Genomic DNA, 18,624 nt, shown 5'->3' with positions numbered 1-18,624 from the left:
ATGACGATCGTGCTCGACCCCTTCGAATCGACGCCCGAACCGGGCGCCGGTGCCCGCGCGTACCAAGACCCGTTCACCGCGGGTCTGAACCCCCAGCAGAAGGAAGCCGTCGAGTACCGCGGCGAGTCCCTGCTGATCGTGGCCGGTGCCGGTTCCGGCAAGACGAGCGTGCTCACCCGCCGCATCGCGCTGCTGCTCGCCAACCGCGAAGCCTGGCCGTCGCAGATCCTGGCGATCACGTTCACGAACAAGGCCGCCGCCGAGATGCGCGAGCGTGTCCGGGCGCTGGTGGGCGGCGAGGCCGAGGGGATGTGGATCTCCACCTTCCACTCGGCGTGCGTGCGCATCCTGCGGCGCGAAGCCGAGCGGTTCGGGTTCCCGCAGTCGTTCACGATCTACGACTCCGCCGACTCCAAGGCGCTGCTGAAGCGGATCATCAAGGAGCTCGAAGCCGACTCCCTCGGGCTGACCGTGGGTGCCGCGGCGTCGAAGATCTCGAAGCTCAAGAACGAGCTGCAGGACATCGACACCTACGCGCGCAACATCAACGTGAACGACCCGCAGGAAGTCATGTTCACCGAGGTGTTCCGGCGCTACACGAACGAGCTCCGCCGGGCGAACGCGTTCGACTTCGACGACCTCATCGGCCAGACGGTGTTCCTGTTCCGCGCCTTCCCGGACGTCGCCGCCCTGTACCAGCGGCGCTTCCGGTACATCCTGGTCGACGAGTACCAGGACACGAACCACGCCCAGTACGCCCTGATCCGTGAGCTCACCCGCCCGGTGCCGGTCGAACAGGTCGACAAGCTCGAGGACTCCGGGCAGCACGTCGCCCGGATGCGCGAGACCGACGGCTCGATCGCGCCCGCGTCCCTGACGGTGGTCGGTGACTCCGACCAGTCGATCTACGCCTTCCGCGGGGCGGACATCCGCAACATCGTCGAGTTCGAGCGGGACTTCCCGAACTCCAAGACGATCCTGCTCGAGCAGAACTACCGGTCGACGCAGAACATCCTCGACGCCGCGAACGCCGTCATCGCGAACAACTTCGACCGCCAGGCGAAGAGCCTGTTCACCGATGTCGGTGCCGGCGAGAAGATCGTCGGCTTCACCGGGTACACCGGCCACGACGAGGCGCAGTTCGTCGCCGACGAGATCCAGCGCCTGCGGGAAGACGGCATGGACTACCGCGACATGGCGGTGTTCTACCGGACCAACTCGCAGACCCGTGCGCTGGAGGAGATCTTCATCCGTGCGGCGATCCCGTACCGGGTGCTCGGCGGCACCAAGTTCTACGAGCGCGCCGAGATCAAGGACGCCATGGCGTACCTGATCACGGTCGCCAACCCGGCCGACCCGATGGCCCTGCGCCGCATCCTCAACGTGCCGAAGCGCGGCATCGGGTCGGTCACCGAGACCACGCTGCAGCGCTACGCCGACGAGCACGAGACCACGATGCGCGACGCCCTGCGGCACGCGGGTGAACTCGGGTTCGGGCCGAAGGTGCGGAACGCCATCACGGAGTTCGCGGCGCTGCTCGACGCCGTGTCCGAGAAGGCGCAGACGCAACCGGTGGTCGACACCCTGACGCAGCTGCTCGACGGCTCCGGGCTGCTCGACAACCTGCGGAAGTCGCCCGACGCGCAGGACGCCGCCCGCGCCGACAACATCGACGAGCTCGTGGCCGTGACGCGTGAGTTCCAGAAGAACAACCCCGAGGGCACCCTGTCGGACTTCCTGACCGAGGTCTCGTTGGTCGCAGCGGCGGACGAGCTCGACGACTCCTCGGGCACGGTCTCGCTGATGACCCTGCACACCGCGAAGGGCCTGGAGTACGACGCGGTGTTCCTGACCGGTGTCGAGGAAGACCTGCTCCCGCACCGGATGTCCGCCAACGAACCCGGTGGTCCGTCGGAAGAGCGCCGGCTGTTCTACGTCGGCATCACCCGCGCCAAGAAGGTCCTGTTCCTGTCGCTCGCGATGACCCGTGCGCAGTTCGGCGACGTCAACGTGGCGATGCCGTCGCGCTTCCTGCAGGAGATCCCCGAGGGGCTCATCGAGTGGAAGCAGTCGCCGGGCATGGCGAACAGCCGCGGTGGCACGCAGCCCCGGGCCCTGAACGCCAAGCGCGACGGTGGCTTCAACGGTGGTGGCGGCGGCGGTGGCTACCGCGGTGGTGGTGGCTGGGGCGGCGGATCGTACGACCGTGCAGCAGCAGCCTCGAAGACCCGTCCGAAGACCGAGTGGGCGAACCGGGTGTCCGGCCAGGTGCGCGACAACGGGGACATGGAACTCGTCGCCGGCGACCGCATCAAGCACGTCGACTTCGGCGAGGGCACGGTGTCCGCGGTGACGGGGCAGGGTGCCAAGCGCATCGCCGAGATCGCGTTCGACTCCGCGGGCCGCAAGAAGCTCCTCATCAAGATCGCCCCGATCGAGAAGCTGTAGGAGCCCTCACCGGTCCACACCGAACCGGCAGCAGCGGCCGGTCTGGTGTTCACGGGACGGACCCGGGGCGTTCCCCCGCGGACCGTACGGTGCGGTGCTGTGCAGAACAGCCCTGACGACCACGAAGCCGCCCACGACGGTGCAGCAGCCCCCGCCGACGATCGCAGCAAGCGCATCCCGGTCTCCCGCCGTGGCTTCCTGGTCGGGTCCGGACTGGCCGGCGCCGCAGGCCTCGTGGCGTCGAACGGTTTCGGCAGCGCCCCGGCCGTCGCCGACGCGCTGACCGCAGCCCCCGCCGTCACCCCGGCGGCCCTCGGCGGGTCCGGCATCGCGGCCCAGCAGGCGGTGGCACGTGGGCGCACCGGTCCGTGGCGACCCGACACGACCTCGCCGCGCTTCACCGTCGCGGTGATGCCGGACACCCAGTACATGTTCGACGGTGCCGCGGTCGACCAGGCCCCGATGCGCGCCTCGCTCGAGTACGTCGTGCGCGAGCAGGCCCGGCACAACACGGTGTTCCTCGTGCACCTCGGCGACCTGACCCAGAACGGTGCGGCGTCCGAGATGCGCGCGTCCGGCGAGGTCTTCGACGTGCTCGACCGTGCCGGAGCGCCCTACAGCGTGCTCGCCGGCAACCACGACGTCGACTCGTCGACCGACGACCAACGCGGCCGCACCCCGTACCTCGACGTGTTCGGTCCGCAGCGGTTCCGGAAGGCCCCGGGCTGGATCGGTTCGAGCCCCGACGGCTACAACACCGCCCACCGGTTCACCGCGGCCGGCCGCGAGTGGGTCGTCCTGGCCCTCGACTGGCGGACGAGCGCGAGCGGCCTCGCCTGGGCCAGCTCCGTGCTCGCAGCCCGGCCGCACTCGCCGGTGATCCTCACGACGCACGCCATCGTCGACTCGGACGCCGACGGCGGGGCGGCGTTCGACCCCTACGGGCAGCAGCTCTGGGACTCCTTCATCACGAAGCACGACCAGGTGTTCCTGACGCTCAACGGCCACTACTGGGGGCCGGGCCGCACGACGGCGAAGAACGCGGTGGGACACGACGTCGCCCTGCACCTGACCAACTACCAGAACCGGTACTACGGCGGGGCGGCCATGATCCGGCTGTACCACGTCGACCTCGAACGGAACGTCATCGACGTCGAGACGCTGTCGCCGTTCCTGCTCGCCGGCGGGCTCGGCGAGGCGAACGAGCTCGCCGCCCAGGAGGTCAACCTCAGCGGTGACGTCGACCGCTTCACCATGGCAGTGGACTTCGAGGCGCGCTTCGCGGGCTTCGCGCCGGTCGCACCACGGGCCTCCCGGCCGGCGGCACGCATGCTGGTACCGGGGACGCTCGCGTACTGGCGGTTCGACGGCAACCCGGACGGGGCGGCGCTCGCGCCGACCACGCGGGTGCGCGACCAGAGCGGCAAGGGCAACGACCTGGTGGTCGCCCGCCGGACCGGCGCCGTCGCCGGGGCGTTGCGCTGGACCGCCGCGCACCACCCCGACCAGCCGGGTGCCGGCAGCCTCGCGCTGCAGGGTGGCAAGACCGGGGGCGACCACCTGCAGACCGTCCGGGCGGCGCCGCTCAACCGCACCCACTTCCCTCGCGGGTACACGGTCGAGGCGTTCTTCGCGCTGCCGACCACCTTCGACCCGAGCACGAACGGGTTCAGCGCCCTGCTGTCGCAGTACTCGAGCGCCGGCCAGGCGGGGAAGGCGACCGGAGCCGACGGCGACCCGGACGAACCCGCGGTGACCCTGAGCCTGTCGGGGGACCGCGAACTGCAGTGGTGCGTGTACCCGACGAGCCAGGACGGATCGTTGACGAACTGGGGGCACGAGCTGCCGCTCGGAGCCTGGTGGCACGTGGCCGTGGTGAACGACGGGACGCACACCGTGCTCTACGTCGACGGGTGCCCGGTCGTGCGGAACCCGTCCACCCAGAACCGCGGTCTGAGCACGATCGGCAAGCCGTGGCTGCTCGGCGGGTACCGCTACGGCGGCAAGCTCGACAACGTGTTCGTCGGGTCGATCGGTGACGTGCGCATCGTCGGCCGGGCACTGCAACCGAGCGAGTTCATGAACGCCTGACGACCCGACAGACGGCCGTCTGACACGCCCGGCCGACCAGGACACCCCTCGTTCGGGTGGCGTGAACGCGTTTTGTGAGGTTAGCCTTACCTAACGTGACACCTCCCATCGAACTCCTGACCACCGCCACCGCCGAGCGCTACCGCTCCGCCGTGACGTCCACGGTGGACCGTCTGGCCGACCGGTTCGCCGCGGCCGACCGTCCGACCACCGACACCGCCCCGGACGTCCTCCGGGCCCGGGTGCAGGACGTCGACCTCGACGCCGAACCCCTCGGGACGGACCGCGCGCTCGCCGAACTCGACGAGCTGTTCGTCCGCGAGGCCGTCTGGTTCCACGACCCGGCGTACCTCGCGCACCTGAACTGCCCGGTCGCGCTGCCCGCGGTCGCTGCCGAGTCGGTCCTGGCCGCCGTGAACCCGTCGGTCGACACGTGGGACCAGTCCCGCATCGGCACCGAGATCGAGCGCCACGTCGTCGCCTGGCTTGCCGGTCGGATCGGGTTCGCCGCGGGGGACGGCATCTTCACCTCGGGCGGCTCACAGTCGAACCTGCAGGCCCTGCTGCTGGCGCGCGAGGCCCTCGGCACCGGCGGCACCGTGTTCACGACCGCTGAGACCCACTTCAGCATCGCGAAGTCCGCCCGGCTGCTCGGGCTCGAGACCGTGGTCGCCGTCGCGACCGACCACGCCGGCCGGATGGTGCCCGCGGCCCTCGCCGAGGCGATCGCTGCAGCCAGGGCCAGCGGGCAGCGACCGATGGCCGTCGTCGCCACGGCCGGTACCACCGACCGCGGCGTGATCGACCCGATCGAACCGATCGCGGACGTCTGTGATCTGGAGGGAGTGTGGCTGCACGTCGATGCCGCGTACGGCTGCGGGCTGCTCGTGTCGCCGACGCGCCGCCACCTGCTCGACGGCGTCGAACGAGCCAGGAGCGTGACCGCCGACCTGCACAAGTCGTTCTTCCAGCCGGTGTCGTCGAGCGCCCTGCTCGTGCAGCGCCCGGAGGACCTGCGCCGCACCGCGTGGTACGCCGACTACCTGAACCCGGAGGACGCCGCCGAGCCGAACCAGGTCGACAAGTCCCTGCAGACCACCCGCCGGTTCGACGCCCTGAAGCTCTGGGCCACGCTGCGGGCAACGGGGGCCGACGCGATCGGAGCAGCGTTCGACGCCGTCATCGACCTCGCCGTGGTCACCCACCGGATCGTCGAGGAGCACCCCGACCTGGTGCTCGTCGCGCCGACGCAGCTCAGCACGGTGCTGTTCCGCTGGCAGCCCGCCGGCATGACGGACGACGACGCCGACGCGCTGGTCGCCCCGATCCGCTCGGCGCTGCTCGCCGAGGGTCGGGTCCTCATCGCCAAGACGGTCATCGACGGCCGCCCGTGCAACAAGCTCACGCTGCTCAACCCCGAGACCACCCCGGAACAGATGCGCGCGTCGCTCGAGCACGTCGTCGCCACGGCCGCCCGGGTCAGGGCCACCACCACCGCCCCGGAAGGAGCGTCCCGATGACCGCCGACCGCGCAGACCGCACCGCCGACCGCGCAGCGGACCGCACCGCCGACACCGTGCACGACGTCGTCGGCATCGGCATCGGCCCGTTCAACCTCGGCCTGGCCTGCCTGACCGACCCGATCGCCGACCTCGACGCGGTGTTCCTCGACACCGCCGACGGCTTCGCCTGGCACCACGGCATGATGCTCGACGACGCCACGATCCAGGTGCCGTTCCTCGCCGACCTGGTGACGATGGCCGATCCGACGTCGCCGTTCTCGTTCCTCGCCTGGCTCAAGGAGACCGGACGCCTGTACCCGTTCTACATCCGCGAGGACTTCCACCCCCTGCGCAGCGAGTACGACGCCTACTGCCGTTGGGCCGCCGACCGGCTCGACACCCTGCGGTGGGGCCGCCGGGTGACCGCCGTCGAGCACGACGCGGACACCGACACGTTCACGGTGCACGCCGAGACCGATCAGGGTCCCGAGACGTACCGCGCACACCACGTCGTCGTGGGCATCGGCACCGAGCCGTCCGTCCCCGCCCCCTTGCGCGGGATCGGCGGGCCGGCCGTCCACTCCGCCGAGTTCCTGCCGAACCGCGACGCCCTGCGCGACGCCGGGTCGATCGCCGTCATCGGCAGCGGGCAGTCCGCCGCCGAGGTCTACCGCGAACTGCTCGAGGACATCCGGCAGGACGGCTACCGCCTCGACTGGATCACGCGCTCGCCCCGGTTCTTCCCGATGGAGGACACCAAGCTCACCCTCGAGATGACGAGCCCGGAGTACACGGACCACTTCCACGGGCTGCCCGAAGCCGTCCGCGACCGCCTCGGACGGGAACAGCGGGGGCTGTACAAGGGCATCAGCGCCGACCTGGTCGACGACCTGTACGACCAGCTCTACCGGATCAGCGCGCGGGGTCCGGTCCCGACGACGCTCCGGACCGAGACGAGCGTCGTCGACGCCGCCTGGCTCGCCGACCGCGGCACGTACCGGCTGACGCTCCGCCACGAGCAGCTCGACCAGACGTACGAGCACGAGGTCGAGCAGCTCGTCCTCGCCACCGGGTACACCCCGCGGGTCCCGCGCTTCCTCGACCCGGTCGAGCACCTCGTCGCCCGCGACTCCCGCGGTCGCCTGGCGGTCGCCCGCGACCACCACGTCGACACCCTGGGCGGGCGCATCTGGGTGCAGAACGCCGAGGAGCACACGCACGGCCTGACCGCGCCCGACCTCGGCATGGGTGCGTGGCGGAACGCGTCGATCATCCGGTCCGTCACGGGGCGCCCCGTGTACGGCCTGGAGGCCCGGATCGCCTTCCAGGAGTTCGGCCTGCCCGCCGCGGAGCAGTCAACAGCAGAGCCGTCCACCGCCCATCCCGGCGCCGCGGAGCGCGCGCCGGCCCGGCCCTCGACCGAACGTGCGGAGGTCTCCGCATGAGCACGACCGTGACCACCACGGCGCCGGACGCGACCGCGCCTGGAGGAGCCGGGCCGGGCCTCCTGACCGTCGAACCCGTGGACCCGGAACGCAACGCCGCCGTCGTGCAGTCGTGGCTCGCCCACCCCGCGTCGTCGTGGTGGGAGATGGGCGACCTCGACGTGGACGGCGTCCGCACCTACCTGGCCGGCGTGCAGGCCGACCCCGCGCAGGCCGCGTGGCTCGGCCGCCGGAACGGCGAACCGTGCTTCCTGGCCGAGACCTACGACCCCTCGGCCGTCCTGCTCACCGACGTGTGGGCTGCCGAACCCGGCGACGTCGGCATGCACCTGCTCGTCGCACCGGTGCCGGCCGAGGGCCGCGTGCACGGCCTGACGAGCGCGGTCATGCGTGCCGTCGTCGAGCACTGCCGGGACGCCCTCGGCGCGCGCCGGGTCGTCGTCGAACCGGACGTGCGGAACACCGCCGTGCAGGCGAAGAACGCCGAGGTCGGGTTCCGTGCCCTGCGACAGGTCGACGTCGACGGCAAGCGGGCGCTGCTGTCGGTGCTCGACACCGACCGGATCGGCGTCCCCGACGACGACGGGCCGGCCGCGCACCTGCGGCCCGAGCACCTGGAACCCGCCGAACGGCACCTCGTCGCGAAGGCGATCGCGGAGTTCACCCACGAACGGCTGATCGCCCCTGTGCCGGACGGGGACGGCTGGCGGCTCGAGGCGGGGGAGTCGACCTACCGGTTCCGGGCGCGGCAGCACGTGCTCGAGCACTGGTCGATGGACGAGGCCTCGCTGACGCGGACCCGTGCGGGGGTGTCGACGCCGCTCAGCGCGCAGGAGCTCGTGCTCGAGCTGCGCGCGGTGCTCGGGATCCCCGACGAGCTGCTCGGCACGTACCTGGAGGAGATCGCGTCGACGCTGGCGAGTGCCGCGGCGAAGCACCGGCGGGGCGGACCGTCGGCCGGGCAGCTGGCACGGGGGCGGGGCGGGGCCGGGTCGGGCGGGGCGTCCGTTTCGTCCGGTGCGACCGGTGCGACCGGTTCCGTCGAGGACGTCGTCGCGTCGTTCCAGGACGTCGAGGCGGCGATGACCGAGGGGCACCCTGCGTTCGTCGCCGCAAACGGGCGGATCGGGTTCGGGCTCGACGAGTACCGGGCGTTCGCGCCCGAGTCCGGCGGACGGTTCCGGTACCGGTGGCTCGCCGCCCGACGCGAGCACACGCACCTGGCGCTCGCCGCGGACCGGACCGAGCAGGCGCACTGGCAGTCGGAGCTGTCGGCGGCGGTCGTGGCCGGGTTCCGTGCCACGTTGGAGCGCCACGGGCTCGACCCCGACGACTACGTGTGGCTGCCCGTGCACCCCTGGCAGTGGCAGCACCGGATCGCCGTGACCTTCGCGCCCGACCTGGGCCGGCAGGACCTGGTGGACCTGGGCGAGGGGCCTGACGAGTACCAGCCGCAGCAGTCCATCCGCACCGCGTTCAACCGCACCGAGCCGGCACGCTCGTACGTGAAGACGGCGCTCGCCGTGCAGAACATGGGGTTCCTGCGGGGGATGTCGCCCGCCTACATGCGGAACACGCCGGCCGTGAACGACTGGGTCGCGTCGATCGTCGCCGCCGACCCGACACTCGCGTCGGTCGGGTTCTCGGTGCTCCGGGAACACGCCGCCATCGGCTACACCGGCGACGCCTACCACCGGGTCGACGTGTCCTCGCCGCAGCGCAAGATGCTCGCGGCGCTGTGGCGGGAGAGTCCCGTCCCGCAGCTGGCCGAGGGCGAACACCTGCTCACCATGGCGGCACTGCTGCACCGAGACGGTGCGGGGAACGCCGTCGTGTCAGCCCTGATCGAGGCATCGGGAGTCCCTGCCGACGAGTGGGTCCGACGCTGGCTCGACGCCTACCTGCTGCCCGTCGTGCACTGCCTGACCGTGCACGACCTGGTGTTCATGCCACACGGTGAGAACCTGGTGCTCGTCGTGCGCGACGGTGTCGTCGTCCGCGCCGTGATGAAGGACATCGGCGAGGAGGCCGCGGTGCTCGGCCGGCTCGACGACCGCCCGGTGCCCGCCGACATCGACCGGATCGTGCACCCGGTGTCCGACGACGAAGCCGCGCTCGCCGTGTTCACCGACGTGTTCGACGGGGTGCTGCGGTTCGTCGCCGCGATCCTCGACGACGACGGGGTGCTGCCGGAGGCCCGGTTCTGGCAGGTCGCGGGGGAGTGCATCGACGCGCACGCCGCCGCACACCCGGACCGCCGTCGACCCCTGGACCTGCGGGTGCCGACGTTCGAGCACTCGTGCCTGAACCGGTTGCAGCTGCGGAACACCCTGTCGATGGTGGACCTGGCCGACCAGTCGTCGTCGCTCATCCGGGCGGGCGCGATGCCGAACCCGATCGGGCGGTAGGGGGCGCCGGCGCTCGCGATGCGCGAGACGTCAGGGCTGCAGGCGGGTGGCCGACCACGCAGCGTCGGCGAGGACGTACTGCAGCCGGCGGTGCATCCGGTCACGGCTGCCGTGCCAGAACTCGACGACGTCGGGTTCGAGTCGCCAAGCCACCCAGCCGGCCGGCCGCGGCACGGCGTCGTCGGTCTCGTCGAGCAGGTCGTTCGCGTCGTCGATCAGGTCCTGCAGGGTCCGCGGTTCGAGCACGTCGGACTGGTCGGCGATCGCGGTCGCCGCGCGGGACTTCGGGGAGCGGTCGGCGAACAGCGCGTCGGACTCGTCGTCGGAGAGCTGCACCGCCCGGCCCTCGAACCGCAGCTGCTGCATGGTCTCGCGCCAGTAGACCTGCAGTGCTGCGTGCGGGTTCTCGGCGAGCTGGCGTCCCTTCGGGCTCAGGGTCGAGGTGCCGAACACCAGCCCGCGGTCGTCCAGGCGCTTCACGTCCACCGTCCGGGCGCTCACCCGACCGTCGGCACCGGCGGTGGCGAGGGTCATCGACCTCGGCTCGGAGACGTCGCGCTCGTCGGCGGCTTCGAGCCACTGTCGGGCCAGGTCGAGGGGTGATGCCGGGGGAGCGTCGAACTCGGGCAGCTGCAGGGAATCGTCACCGGACAGGGAGGAGGACATGCCTCCACCCAACCGTGCTCAGGCGCTCCACGTCCAGGCTGCCGGGGGACGACCCCCGCGGGGACCGGCCGCCGCGGGGGCGTCGACACGGCTGAGCACCGGGTTCGTCCGGAGCATCCGGTTCAGGTTGCCCGGGTCCGGGCTCGCGCCGGTCAGCGCGGTGAGCAGCCGACGGGCGTCCGCCGTGGTGAAGGGCGATCCGAGCAGCGCACGCGTGAGGGGGACGTCCGACCAGCACCGCAGTCGCACGTGCTCCAGCGCGGCGTCGACGATCCGGTCGTGGTCGAAGGGCAGCGCGAGGGGGCGGTCCGCGGCGGCGTGCCACGTCGCCGTCGAGTCCGTGCCCGGCTCGACGACCGCCAGGAACGCGATGCTGATCGCGGCGCTCCGCGGGTCGCGGTCGGGTCCGTCGAACGCGCCGATCTGCGCCAGGTGGCGGACCGCGGCCGCGTCGATCCCGGTCTTGGTGCGCAGCGCGCGCCGCGCACCGTCCGCCAGGATCTCGGTGCCGTCCAGGAGCACGCCGGGCAGGGCCTCCAGTCCGGCGTACGGGGCGTAGGCCCGACGCGCTGTGGCGACCCGCAGGCCGTCCGCCCCCGCGAACGACACCGGGACGACGTCGATCGCGATGAGCGGTTGGTCGCGGGTCGCCGATCCGGCGGCCGTCACGCGATGGTCGTCCGGCGGGCAGCGCGGGCCGCACGTTCGTCCCGCAGCGTCTGCCGGACGTCGGCGAAGGACTGGAGGCGCGTGAACCGTCCGTCGATCCACACCGGCTGGAGCAGGCTGGTCGCCTCGTCCTCGGCCGTGGCCTGGTCGGTCTGCCGGATCTCGCCGGTCTCGTCGCGGTGCAGGGCGATGCGGCCCTTCGCGCTCTTCTTGCCGCTGCCCGTCTTCGGGTCCTTCTGGATGTCGACCGGCTCGCCGTCCACCAGTGCCCAGGTCGCCTTGACGGCGCTGCCGAGGTTGTCGCGCGTCATGTACTGGTACGTGTACGACCCGATACCGAGCACGATGTTGTCGCTCGAGTAGCCCTTCGCGGCGAGGCGCTCGTAGATGCGCTGCGCCCGGTCGAGCGTGATGCTGTCGCCGTAGATGACGCCGATGTGCTGATCGAGGACCTTGAAGCCCTGGTCGTTCACGGTGTGGCCGAAGATCTCGTCGAGCAGTTCGACGACGCCCTTCTCCTCGTGGCTGCGCCCGGGGGCGAGCAACTCGGCCTCGTCCACGCCGTGCACGGTGCCGGTGACGATGTCGACCGGGTCGCCCGAGTCGGGTCGGATGACGAGCTTGCCGTCGCGGGCCGTGATGCGGTCCTTGAGGGCCGGGAGGGTCTCGGTGACGACCTTGAACAGGTCGAAGCCGTCGCTGACCGCCGACACGATGCCCGTCGGGTAGACGTCGAGGATCTGCTCGAACGTCGCGAGCTCCCCGTCGGCACCACGGACGCACATCACGCTGTGCTCGGTCGCGGGGACGCTCGCTGCCACCAGCCCGTTGTCGCCCGGGTAGTACCGGTCGATGAAGTCGAGCGACGGCATCGAGTCGGTGCCGAGGAACGAGAGCAGGTGGCCCGCCCCGCCCGCCGCAGCCGACTCGATGCTCGACTGCCCGCGGAACGAGAAGTCGTGCGCGGCGAAGTCGATGCCGGCCGGGACGGCACCGGTGCGCGCTGCCCAGTCCTCCATCAGGTCGCGGTAGGCGAGCGCCTTGGTCGCGACCGTGGACGGGTGCCAGATCGATGCGGACAGGGCGGTCTCGATGTAGTTGGGCAGCCAGAAGAACTCGTCGATCGTGTTCTCGACGGTCAGGGTTGCTACGCCGATCGGGGCGAGGGTGCCCTCGGGCAGGGCACGGATCTCGAGCGGCAGGTAACCCAGGCGGTGCAGGGCGCGGACGTGGTCGGTGCCGATGTGGTTCGGGCCGAAGTACCCCTGCAGGGCTTCTTCGAACAGTCGGGCGACCTCGTCCTCGTCCGCGGCGAAGAACGGCGCCCAGGCCTCGACGAGCGAGCGCTGGATGAACGCCTGCAGCCCGAAGACCACGGCGTGCGTCGACTCGGGCATGTGCGCGTTCGACCGGTTCGTCCAGTTGATGAGGATCCGGGTGGTGCCCGCGGGGTAGACCTGCCGGTGCGAGTGCTTGTAGCCGTCGACGGCCAGCAGCGGCGCGATCGGGCTCGCCGTGGTGATGCGGGGTTCGAGGCCGGCGGCAGTGCCGGTCGCGTTGGCTCCGGCGGTGGTTGCGGGCGCGGTCTGGGTCATCGGATCTGCTCCGTCAGGTAGGGGGTGAGTGCGATCGTGCGCAGGCCGTCGATGGCGTTCTGCGCGGGGTACGAGTCGGTGGTGACGATCTCGCCGAAGTGGTCGGCGAGCTGCGCTGCCCGGCCGGAGAAGACACCGTGCGAGACCCAGAGGCTGAGCCGCTCCTTCGGCAGTCCCGTCGAGCCGGCGAGGCCCATGAACGTGCCGCCACCGTCGCAGATGTCGTCGACCACCAGGAACCGGCCGGTGTCCGGCAGCGGTTCGCAGGTGAAGCCGTCGAGCTTGCCGGTGTCGGGGTTGCGGTGCTTCTCGGCGCGGTACACCGGCAGGCCGCATGCCCGGGCGACCGCGGTCGCCCGGGGGACCGCGCCCTTGTCCGGGGCGATGATGCCGGTGTACGGGTCGCCACCGCCGTGCTCGGACGCCCCGACCACCGCGTCACGGACGACCTGTTCGCTCGTGACGACGGTCAGGTTGTCGACCAGGCCGACGATGACCGGCGAGTGCGGGTCGAACGCGATGACCTGGTCGACGTGGAAGCCGTTGAGGATGTCCGCGTAGACCTTCGCGCCGAACGGCAGGCCACGGTCCTGCCGGGCTCCGGGCAGGTAGGGGACGAGCGCGACGGACTTCGAACCGCGCTGTCGCACGGCGTCCGCCCACATGCCGAGCATGATCAGGTCGTCGCCGTTCGTGCCGCGCAGGGTCGCGATCTCGGTGAGGCCCCCCGGCTCGGCGGTGTCGTTCGCGACCTTGACGTGGGCTTCACCGGCGGGGAACCGCATGGTGGAGAACGTCGGTGTCGTCTGGTTGCCCTGGGCGTCCCAGGTGCTGAGTTCGACTGCCATGGCTCGACCGTACCACGGTATTTGTCAGTCCGACAAGAACGGTTTCTCCTGAACGATCCGGAGGTGCCCGACACCGCTGACGAGCACCTTGTAGGCCGCCTTGTCGGCCCAGCCGTGGAACGTCGTGTTCGACCCCTGGTCCTCGTCGCGACCGGTCGGGACACGGCCGCGGTCGGTCCAGAACATTGCATCGATAGCTGGTGTCGGCACCAGACCGAGACCCTGGACGTGCCGCCGCAGCGCATCGACCTGCCGCTGCCCGGTGAGCGCTGCCAACTCGTCCGGCCGGAACCGTGTCGGTGGCAGACCCTGCGCGCGGGTGTCGAGCAGCACCTCCACGTGCGCGCGGGTCCGTCCGGTGTAGCGGCGTCGGAACCGTCGGACCCGCACCACGCCAGCCTCGTCGACCCCAATGTCGACGAGGTCCGACCACCGCACACCGTCCTCGTCCGCACCGACCGTCGTCACGAGCCGCACACCGTCCGGTTCGTCGGACAGCGCTTCGGCCTCGTCCCATCGGTCTGGTCGCAGTGCATCGCCGACCAGCGAACGCACGACCTGCCATCGCTCGTCGCCGGGGCGTCGGCCACCGAAGAGTGCGGCACGGAGGCCGCCTCGCCGGCTCCGTTCGGCGACGAGCTGGTCGCACGGTGCCGAGACCGAGACCACCTCGTCGGCGTCCTCGTACGATGCGGCAGCAAGATCGAGTGGCGCGACCCCGACCGCCAGGCGCTGCTCGGCCACGGTCGCCAGGTGATCGGCAGCCGGAGCGAACACGTCGACCAGGTCCGCTGAACGGGGAGAACGCCCACGTCGGAGCCGGTAGGCGCGAAGGCCCCCGCCCTGGTCCCTCGCCATGCCGCTCGGCCAGACGTCGATCCGTGCACCCTCGACGCCGAGCAGCCAGCCGCGTCGTTCGAGCTCCATCCGCACCGTCGACAGGGCCCCGAAGGCGTCGTCCTCGACGGCGACGTGCTCGACACCGTCGACGACGACGGTCACGGAGTAGCGAAATCGGCCGTCCGAGCCGGACGGCTCGGAGCTCACGGTGATCATGGCTGGCGTCGTCTCGCCCTGGCGGTGCGCCGTTCGCGCGTACTCGGTCATCCGGGCGTCGATGCCAATGTCGGCCCGAGCAGGTTGCGGGCGGCGGTTCGCCAGGCACGGGCGACGGCGTCGAGGGAGTCGACGACGGTGATCTCCGGGTGCGGGCGTCGACCAAGGGCCTCGACCGCTCGCCTCCGCCATCCGTCCGGGTCAGGGTCGATGATGACGGTGCAGCTCGCACCGCCCGTCGACGCCTCGAGGAGCATCCATGCCGAGTGCGGCCGAGCCAGTCTGCTGACGACGTCCCCCCAGATCCCGTTGGCTGCCGACAGCTCGAGGACGCGGACGCCGGACGGCGCGAACGAGATTAGACCTGGGCGACGCGGCTGTCGTTCCGTGATCAGGACGCCGTCTCCGTGTCCCTCGGCGGCGGCGACCTGCACGACGAAGCGACCGCTCCGCTCGTCATCGAGCAGGGACTGCCGCGTCACCGGTCGCGTTGCGACTCCTCGCGTCGCCGGACGGTCCTCGGCGACCGAGTACGCGGACTCGACACGAACATCCCGATCGTGCGGTTCGGTGGCGGGGCGACCATCGGACTCGATCGCCAGGTAGAGGCCGTTCGGAACCGGTACAGCCCAGACCGTCGTCTGACGGGTACTCGCGCGCCAGGTCACCATCAGGACACGTGGCTGTCGGGCCGCCCGAGCACCCACGCCTGCTCTGGTGAGGACCGGCGATCGGTCACGAAGACGGGCAGGGGCACGAGCGATGCGGCCTGGACCCGGACGCGTCCGAGTTCGTCGGCGTCATCCGTGTCGACGAGTACCACGATCCGCTCGGACGCCCGTTCGACGATGACACCGACCGTGCTGATCGCCGCCCCGTCGTACTGTTCGCGGAAGTCGGTCACCGCCGGGTACTGCTCCGGCTTCGGGGCACCGACGACGACGTCGAACCCCGCCGGGAACGGGCTCGCCGCTCGGACGAGTGCCGCCGTCGTCCATGCGTCGAGTTCGAGGGGCATCGTCGGCCCCGCCGCCAGCGTCAACGGGACGCCGGATCGGCCGGCCTGGTCGAGGAGCACCCCCACGGGCAGACCATCCGGTTGCGGGCTGACGACTCCGTCCACGATCACCGCGGGGATCATCGACGTGATCGCCAGGTCGCGGGGTGAGAGCACCGGCGCGCGGTCTCGCGATACACCGACGATCCGGTCGATGTCCTCGGGCAGCAGGACCTGCTCGTCGGGCTGGCCGGGCTGGAGCAGGAGAGCCACGTCGGCCGGGGTCGCGCGGAGCGCCGACCACAGCGTCGTGTGCAGGAGGACCGCGTCGTCCGGGGCCGCGGCCTGCGCCTGTTGCTGGTCGAGGAACGCGAGCGCGACGGCCTGGGGCGACTCGTCAGCCGGGGCGATGACCGCCGGGACGCCGTCCTCCGTCGCCAGCATCCACAGGTCCGTGTCGACCGCCCGTCGCCAGGCCGTGAGCTCGGCCGGCTCGCTCAGATCCACGGGCCTTCGAGTTCCCGTTGCGCGGGAGTGGCCTTCGTCCGCCAGCGATCTACGATCTTCGTCCATCGGTGCAGTGCCTTGGTGGTCTGCTTCGAGGGCGGTGCAGCATTGTCGGTCTCGAAGGAGAGGACCTGGTCGAAGTACCCGGTGTCGCCGTGGCGCGTGAGTGCGGCTCCGGGGCCGATCTGCGAGACGACATCGGCGCCGCGGGGGAAGGTGAAGAGCCCTTGTGCCATCGAGGGTTCGTTGCGGACATCCACGAGTCGGCCGAGGTCACTCGACCGGATCACAGTGGTCGTCAGCGAGCCGTACGCGAGCAGGCGCGGCGGAGTCCCACCGGCGCGGGTGTCGACGCGCCCGTCGATGTGGTCGTTGAGCAGGAACTGGTGACGTGCGCCGACTCGGACGTCGACTTCGGGGTCGAGCGCGTCGAGGAGCAGCGCCAGGAGTTTCGCCCGTGCGACGAGATCCGGGAGCGTTGCGTCAGGGGACCACCGAGGCGCCGTGCCGTAATCGATGACCAGCTGGCCGTCATCGGAGAACGACCGATCGGCGACCGGTCCCACGACGAGGACGTCCGGGAAGCCCTCGTGGATCATTCGTCGCTCCCGACGAGCGGCTGCGTGTAGGCCACCGCGCGCCACGGTGCGTGCAGGGCTCCGCGCATACCGACCGACTCGGTGATCGACCGAACGCTCGGGTCCATGCCGGAAGGCCCGCCTGCCGGGAACGGCGATGGGCTGTCGGTCGCCATGCCGGAGTGGAAGTACTGCGTTCCACCGCCGGCGCCGAACTGCGGGTTGGCCTGCGCCGTGCCGACGGCGTACGGCTGGTCCGCTCCGATGTGTGCGACTGAGACGTCTTCACGGTACGGGGTCGGGTAGTCGAAGTTCGCGCCGACCTGGGCCGATTCGTGGAACGCGGCGGAGTCGCCGCTCGGGGCGTTCGGGACGGCGTAGCTCGCCGACGGGCTCTGCATGCCGGACGGCGTCGAGGCGAACGCGTCGATCTGCGCGTGCGGGCCGGTCACGTTGGTCATCGAGTCGACACCGTAGTAGCCTTCGCCGCCCTGCCACAGCTGGCTGGCCCGGGCCGGATCCGTCCGAGCGATGTCGGACACGTGGGCGTTGTAGGCGCCGCTGACGGTGCGGTTGAAGGCGCGGTCACTCGCGGTGAAAGCGTCGGTGAGGCGCTCGACGATCGGCTTGCCCTGCGACCCCAAGAAGCCGGTGTGCAGCCCCTTCGCCGCATCGACGGCGCTGTGCACCATGTTCGCTGGGGTCAGGTAGCGCACCTGGAGCGCCATGCGCTCGAGTCGCCGCGTCGGGTTTGACGCGAACTGCTTCACCGCCAGCGGAAGCTCCTTGAGCGCCATCACGCCGTAGCGGCCAGCTCCGCTGAGGGTCCGGGCGGCGAGCGAGCCGAGCGATCCGGTCGAGCGGGCGAGCGAGAACGCCTTGCGTGCGTCGCCGGCTGCGGACAGCAGCCGTCCGGCGGTGGTGATCCCCTTCATACCCGGGATGCAGTCGAGCAGCGCGAACGCGAGGTCCCACCCGTCGGCGGTGCCCTTGCTCATCTTGTACAGGGTGTCAGCGAGTACGAGCAGCGCTGCACCGAGCACGATCCATGCGAGCGGTCCGCCGACGATCATGACGATGATGCCGCCAACAGCGACGACGACCTTCGCAATGGAGACGATGGTCTCCCATCGTTCGGACCCGAAGATCTTGTCCCACGTGGACTGCTTCCCGAGGCCCGCGTCAGCAGCTTCACCGATCTTCGTCGCGGTCCGCTGCTCCGCGTCCTGCCAGTCACCCTTCGCATCCGCCACGAGCCGCTTCGCCGCATCGATCCGCGACTGCGCCGCCGAGATGTCCCCCTGCGCCGACGACACCGACCCCTGCGCGACGGAAGCGTTGTCGGACGCTGCCCGCAACTGCGCCGGCGACGGAACATCCACCCCGTCGGGCACGTCGGAACCGGCCGGGTACTTGTCCGCGACCTTCGACAGGTCCTTCGACGCCGACTGGTAGTGCGACAGGTTCGACTGCGCATCGGCAAGCCGGTCCTGCGCCGCGGCGAGGTCCCCGGAGGCGTCCTTCGCGTCCGCCAACGCACCGTCAGCCCGGTACTGGGTGTCATCGACCGTGTCAGCCCACCCCGACAACGCCGTCGCGGCGAGTTCGTAGGAATCGACGAGCTTGGTCAGGTCCGACGGGGTGTCCTCGATCGCGTCGACGAACACGTCCGCGGCTTCACCCTCCCAGTCGGTCAGCCACCCCGAGCCCTTCACCGACTTCAGTCGGGTCGAGGCGTCATCGGCTGCGTCGGAGATGCGCTGGTACTCCCGCGCCATCATCCGCAACGTCGACGGATCACCCTTGACCGGATC

At 70.9% G+C, this 18,624-nt stretch carries 14 protein-coding genes; 5 read left to right on the top strand and 9 right to left on the bottom strand.

Going from position 1 to position 18,624, the window contains the following annotated elements:
* The 5 genes from H489_RS20345 (at position 1) to H489_RS20325 (ending at position 9,894) form a co-directional block, all read left to right on the top strand.
* Positions 1–2,448: an ATP-dependent helicase gene (locus H489_RS20345; RefSeq protein WP_017885462.1), complete on the top strand. Its 2,448-nt coding sequence runs from the start codon at positions 1–3 to the stop codon at positions 2,446–2,448.
* Between the two features lie 99 nt (positions 2,449–2,547).
* Positions 2,548–4,539, top strand: a complete 1,992-nt coding sequence (locus tag H489_RS20340) for a LamG-like jellyroll fold domain-containing protein (protein WP_017885461.1) — start codon at positions 2,548–2,550, stop codon at positions 4,537–4,539.
* Positions 4,540–4,634: 95 nt separating this feature from the next.
* Positions 4,635–6,059, top strand: a complete 1,425-nt coding sequence (locus H489_RS20335) for a pyridoxal phosphate-dependent decarboxylase family protein (protein WP_017885460.1) — start codon at positions 4,635–4,637, stop codon at positions 6,057–6,059.
* Positions 6,056–7,486 (top strand): lysine N(6)-hydroxylase/L-ornithine N(5)-oxygenase family protein, encoded by a 1,431-nt coding sequence (locus H489_RS20330; protein ID WP_017885459.1) that lies wholly within the window; start codon positions 6,056–6,058, stop codon positions 7,484–7,486. Before H489_RS20335 ends, H489_RS20330 begins: the two co-directional genes overlap by 4 nt.
* On the top strand, positions 7,483–9,894 hold the full coding sequence (locus H489_RS20325; RefSeq protein ID WP_017885458.1) for a GNAT family N-acetyltransferase: 2,412 nt from the start codon (positions 7,483–7,485) through the stop codon (positions 9,892–9,894). The genes H489_RS20330 and H489_RS20325 overlap by 4 nt, the downstream gene beginning before the upstream one ends.
* 30 nt (positions 9,895–9,924) lie before the next feature.
* On the opposite strand, the gene H489_RS20320 is transcribed toward H489_RS20325, so the two are convergent.
* The 9 genes from H489_RS20320 to H489_RS37950 form a co-directional block, all read right to left on the bottom strand.
* Positions 9,925–10,560, bottom strand: coding sequence for a pyridoxal 5'-phosphate synthase (locus H489_RS20320; protein ID WP_017885457.1), 636 nt, complete (start codon positions 10,558–10,560; stop codon positions 9,925–9,927).
* Between the two features lie 18 nt (positions 10,561–10,578).
* A complete protein-coding gene (locus H489_RS20315) occupies positions 10,579–11,229 on the bottom strand; it encodes an NUDIX domain-containing protein (RefSeq protein WP_017885456.1) in 651 nt (216 codons plus the stop codon).
* On the bottom strand, positions 11,226–12,824 hold the full coding sequence (locus tag H489_RS20310; RefSeq protein WP_017885455.1) for a nicotinate phosphoribosyltransferase: 1,599 nt from the start codon (positions 12,822–12,824) through the stop codon (positions 11,226–11,228). Before H489_RS20310 ends, H489_RS20315 begins: the two co-directional genes overlap by 4 nt.
* Positions 12,821–13,672: a phosphoribosyltransferase family protein gene (locus H489_RS20305; protein ID WP_017885454.1), complete on the bottom strand. Its 852-nt coding sequence runs from the start codon at positions 13,670–13,672 to the stop codon at positions 12,821–12,823. The genes H489_RS20310 and H489_RS20305 overlap by 4 nt, the downstream gene beginning before the upstream one ends.
* A gap of 24 nt (positions 13,673–13,696) precedes the next feature.
* Positions 13,697–14,728, bottom strand: a complete 1,032-nt coding sequence (locus H489_RS36500) for a hypothetical protein (protein WP_159556103.1) — start codon at positions 14,726–14,728, stop codon at positions 13,697–13,699.
* Positions 14,729–14,775: 47 nt separating this feature from the next.
* Complete coding sequence (locus H489_RS20295; RefSeq protein ID WP_152427103.1) at positions 14,776–15,210, bottom strand: hypothetical protein; 435 nt, start codon at positions 15,208–15,210, stop codon at positions 14,776–14,778.
* A gap of 188 nt (positions 15,211–15,398) precedes the next feature.
* Positions 15,399–16,232: a hypothetical protein gene (locus H489_RS20290; RefSeq protein WP_017885451.1), complete on the bottom strand. Its 834-nt coding sequence runs from the start codon at positions 16,230–16,232 to the stop codon at positions 15,399–15,401.
* Positions 16,223–16,831: a hypothetical protein gene (locus H489_RS20285; RefSeq protein ID WP_017885450.1), complete on the bottom strand. Its 609-nt coding sequence runs from the start codon at positions 16,829–16,831 to the stop codon at positions 16,223–16,225. The genes H489_RS20290 and H489_RS20285 overlap by 10 nt, the downstream gene beginning before the upstream one ends.
* A partial coding sequence (locus H489_RS37950) for a WXG100 family type VII secretion target (protein ID WP_200860503.1) occupies positions 16,828–18,624 on the bottom strand: 1,797 nt, incomplete at its 5' end. The genes H489_RS20285 and H489_RS37950, both read right to left, overlap by 4 nt.

This window comes from Curtobacterium flaccumfaciens UCD-AKU, assembly GCF_000349565.1.
Classification (GTDB): Bacteria; Actinomycetota; Actinomycetes; order Actinomycetales; family Microbacteriaceae; genus Curtobacterium; species Curtobacterium poinsettiae.
The sequence above is the reverse complement of the archived record's forward strand: the minus strand, read 5'-3'. Positions and strand labels throughout refer to the sequence as shown.

Coding starts and splice junctions, on each gene's coding strand:
- H489_RS20345 (WP_017885462.1), top strand. CDS start 1: ATGACGATCGTGCTCGACCCCTTCGAATCGACGCCCGAACCGGGCGCC.
- H489_RS20330 (WP_017885459.1), top strand. CDS start 6,056: ATGACCGCCGACCGCGCAGACCGCACCGCCGACCGCGCAGCGGACCGC.
- H489_RS20325 (WP_017885458.1), top strand. CDS start 7,483: ATGAGCACGACCGTGACCACCACGGCGCCGGACGCGACCGCGCCTGGA.
- H489_RS20320 (WP_017885457.1), bottom strand. CDS start 10,560: ATGTCCTCCTCCCTGTCCGGTGACGATTCCCTGCAGCTGCCCGAGTTC.
- H489_RS20310 (WP_017885455.1), bottom strand. CDS start 12,824: ATGACCCAGACCGCGCCCGCAACCACCGCCGGAGCCAACGCGACCGGC.
- H489_RS20305 (WP_017885454.1), bottom strand. CDS start 13,672: ATGGCAGTCGAACTCAGCACCTGGGACGCCCAGGGCAACCAGACGACA.
- H489_RS36500 (WP_159556103.1), bottom strand. CDS start 14,728: ATGATCACCGTGAGCTCCGAGCCGTCCGGCTCGGACGGCCGATTTCGC.
- H489_RS20285 (WP_017885450.1), bottom strand. CDS start 16,831: ATGATCCACGAGGGCTTCCCGGACGTCCTCGTCGTGGGACCGGTCGCC.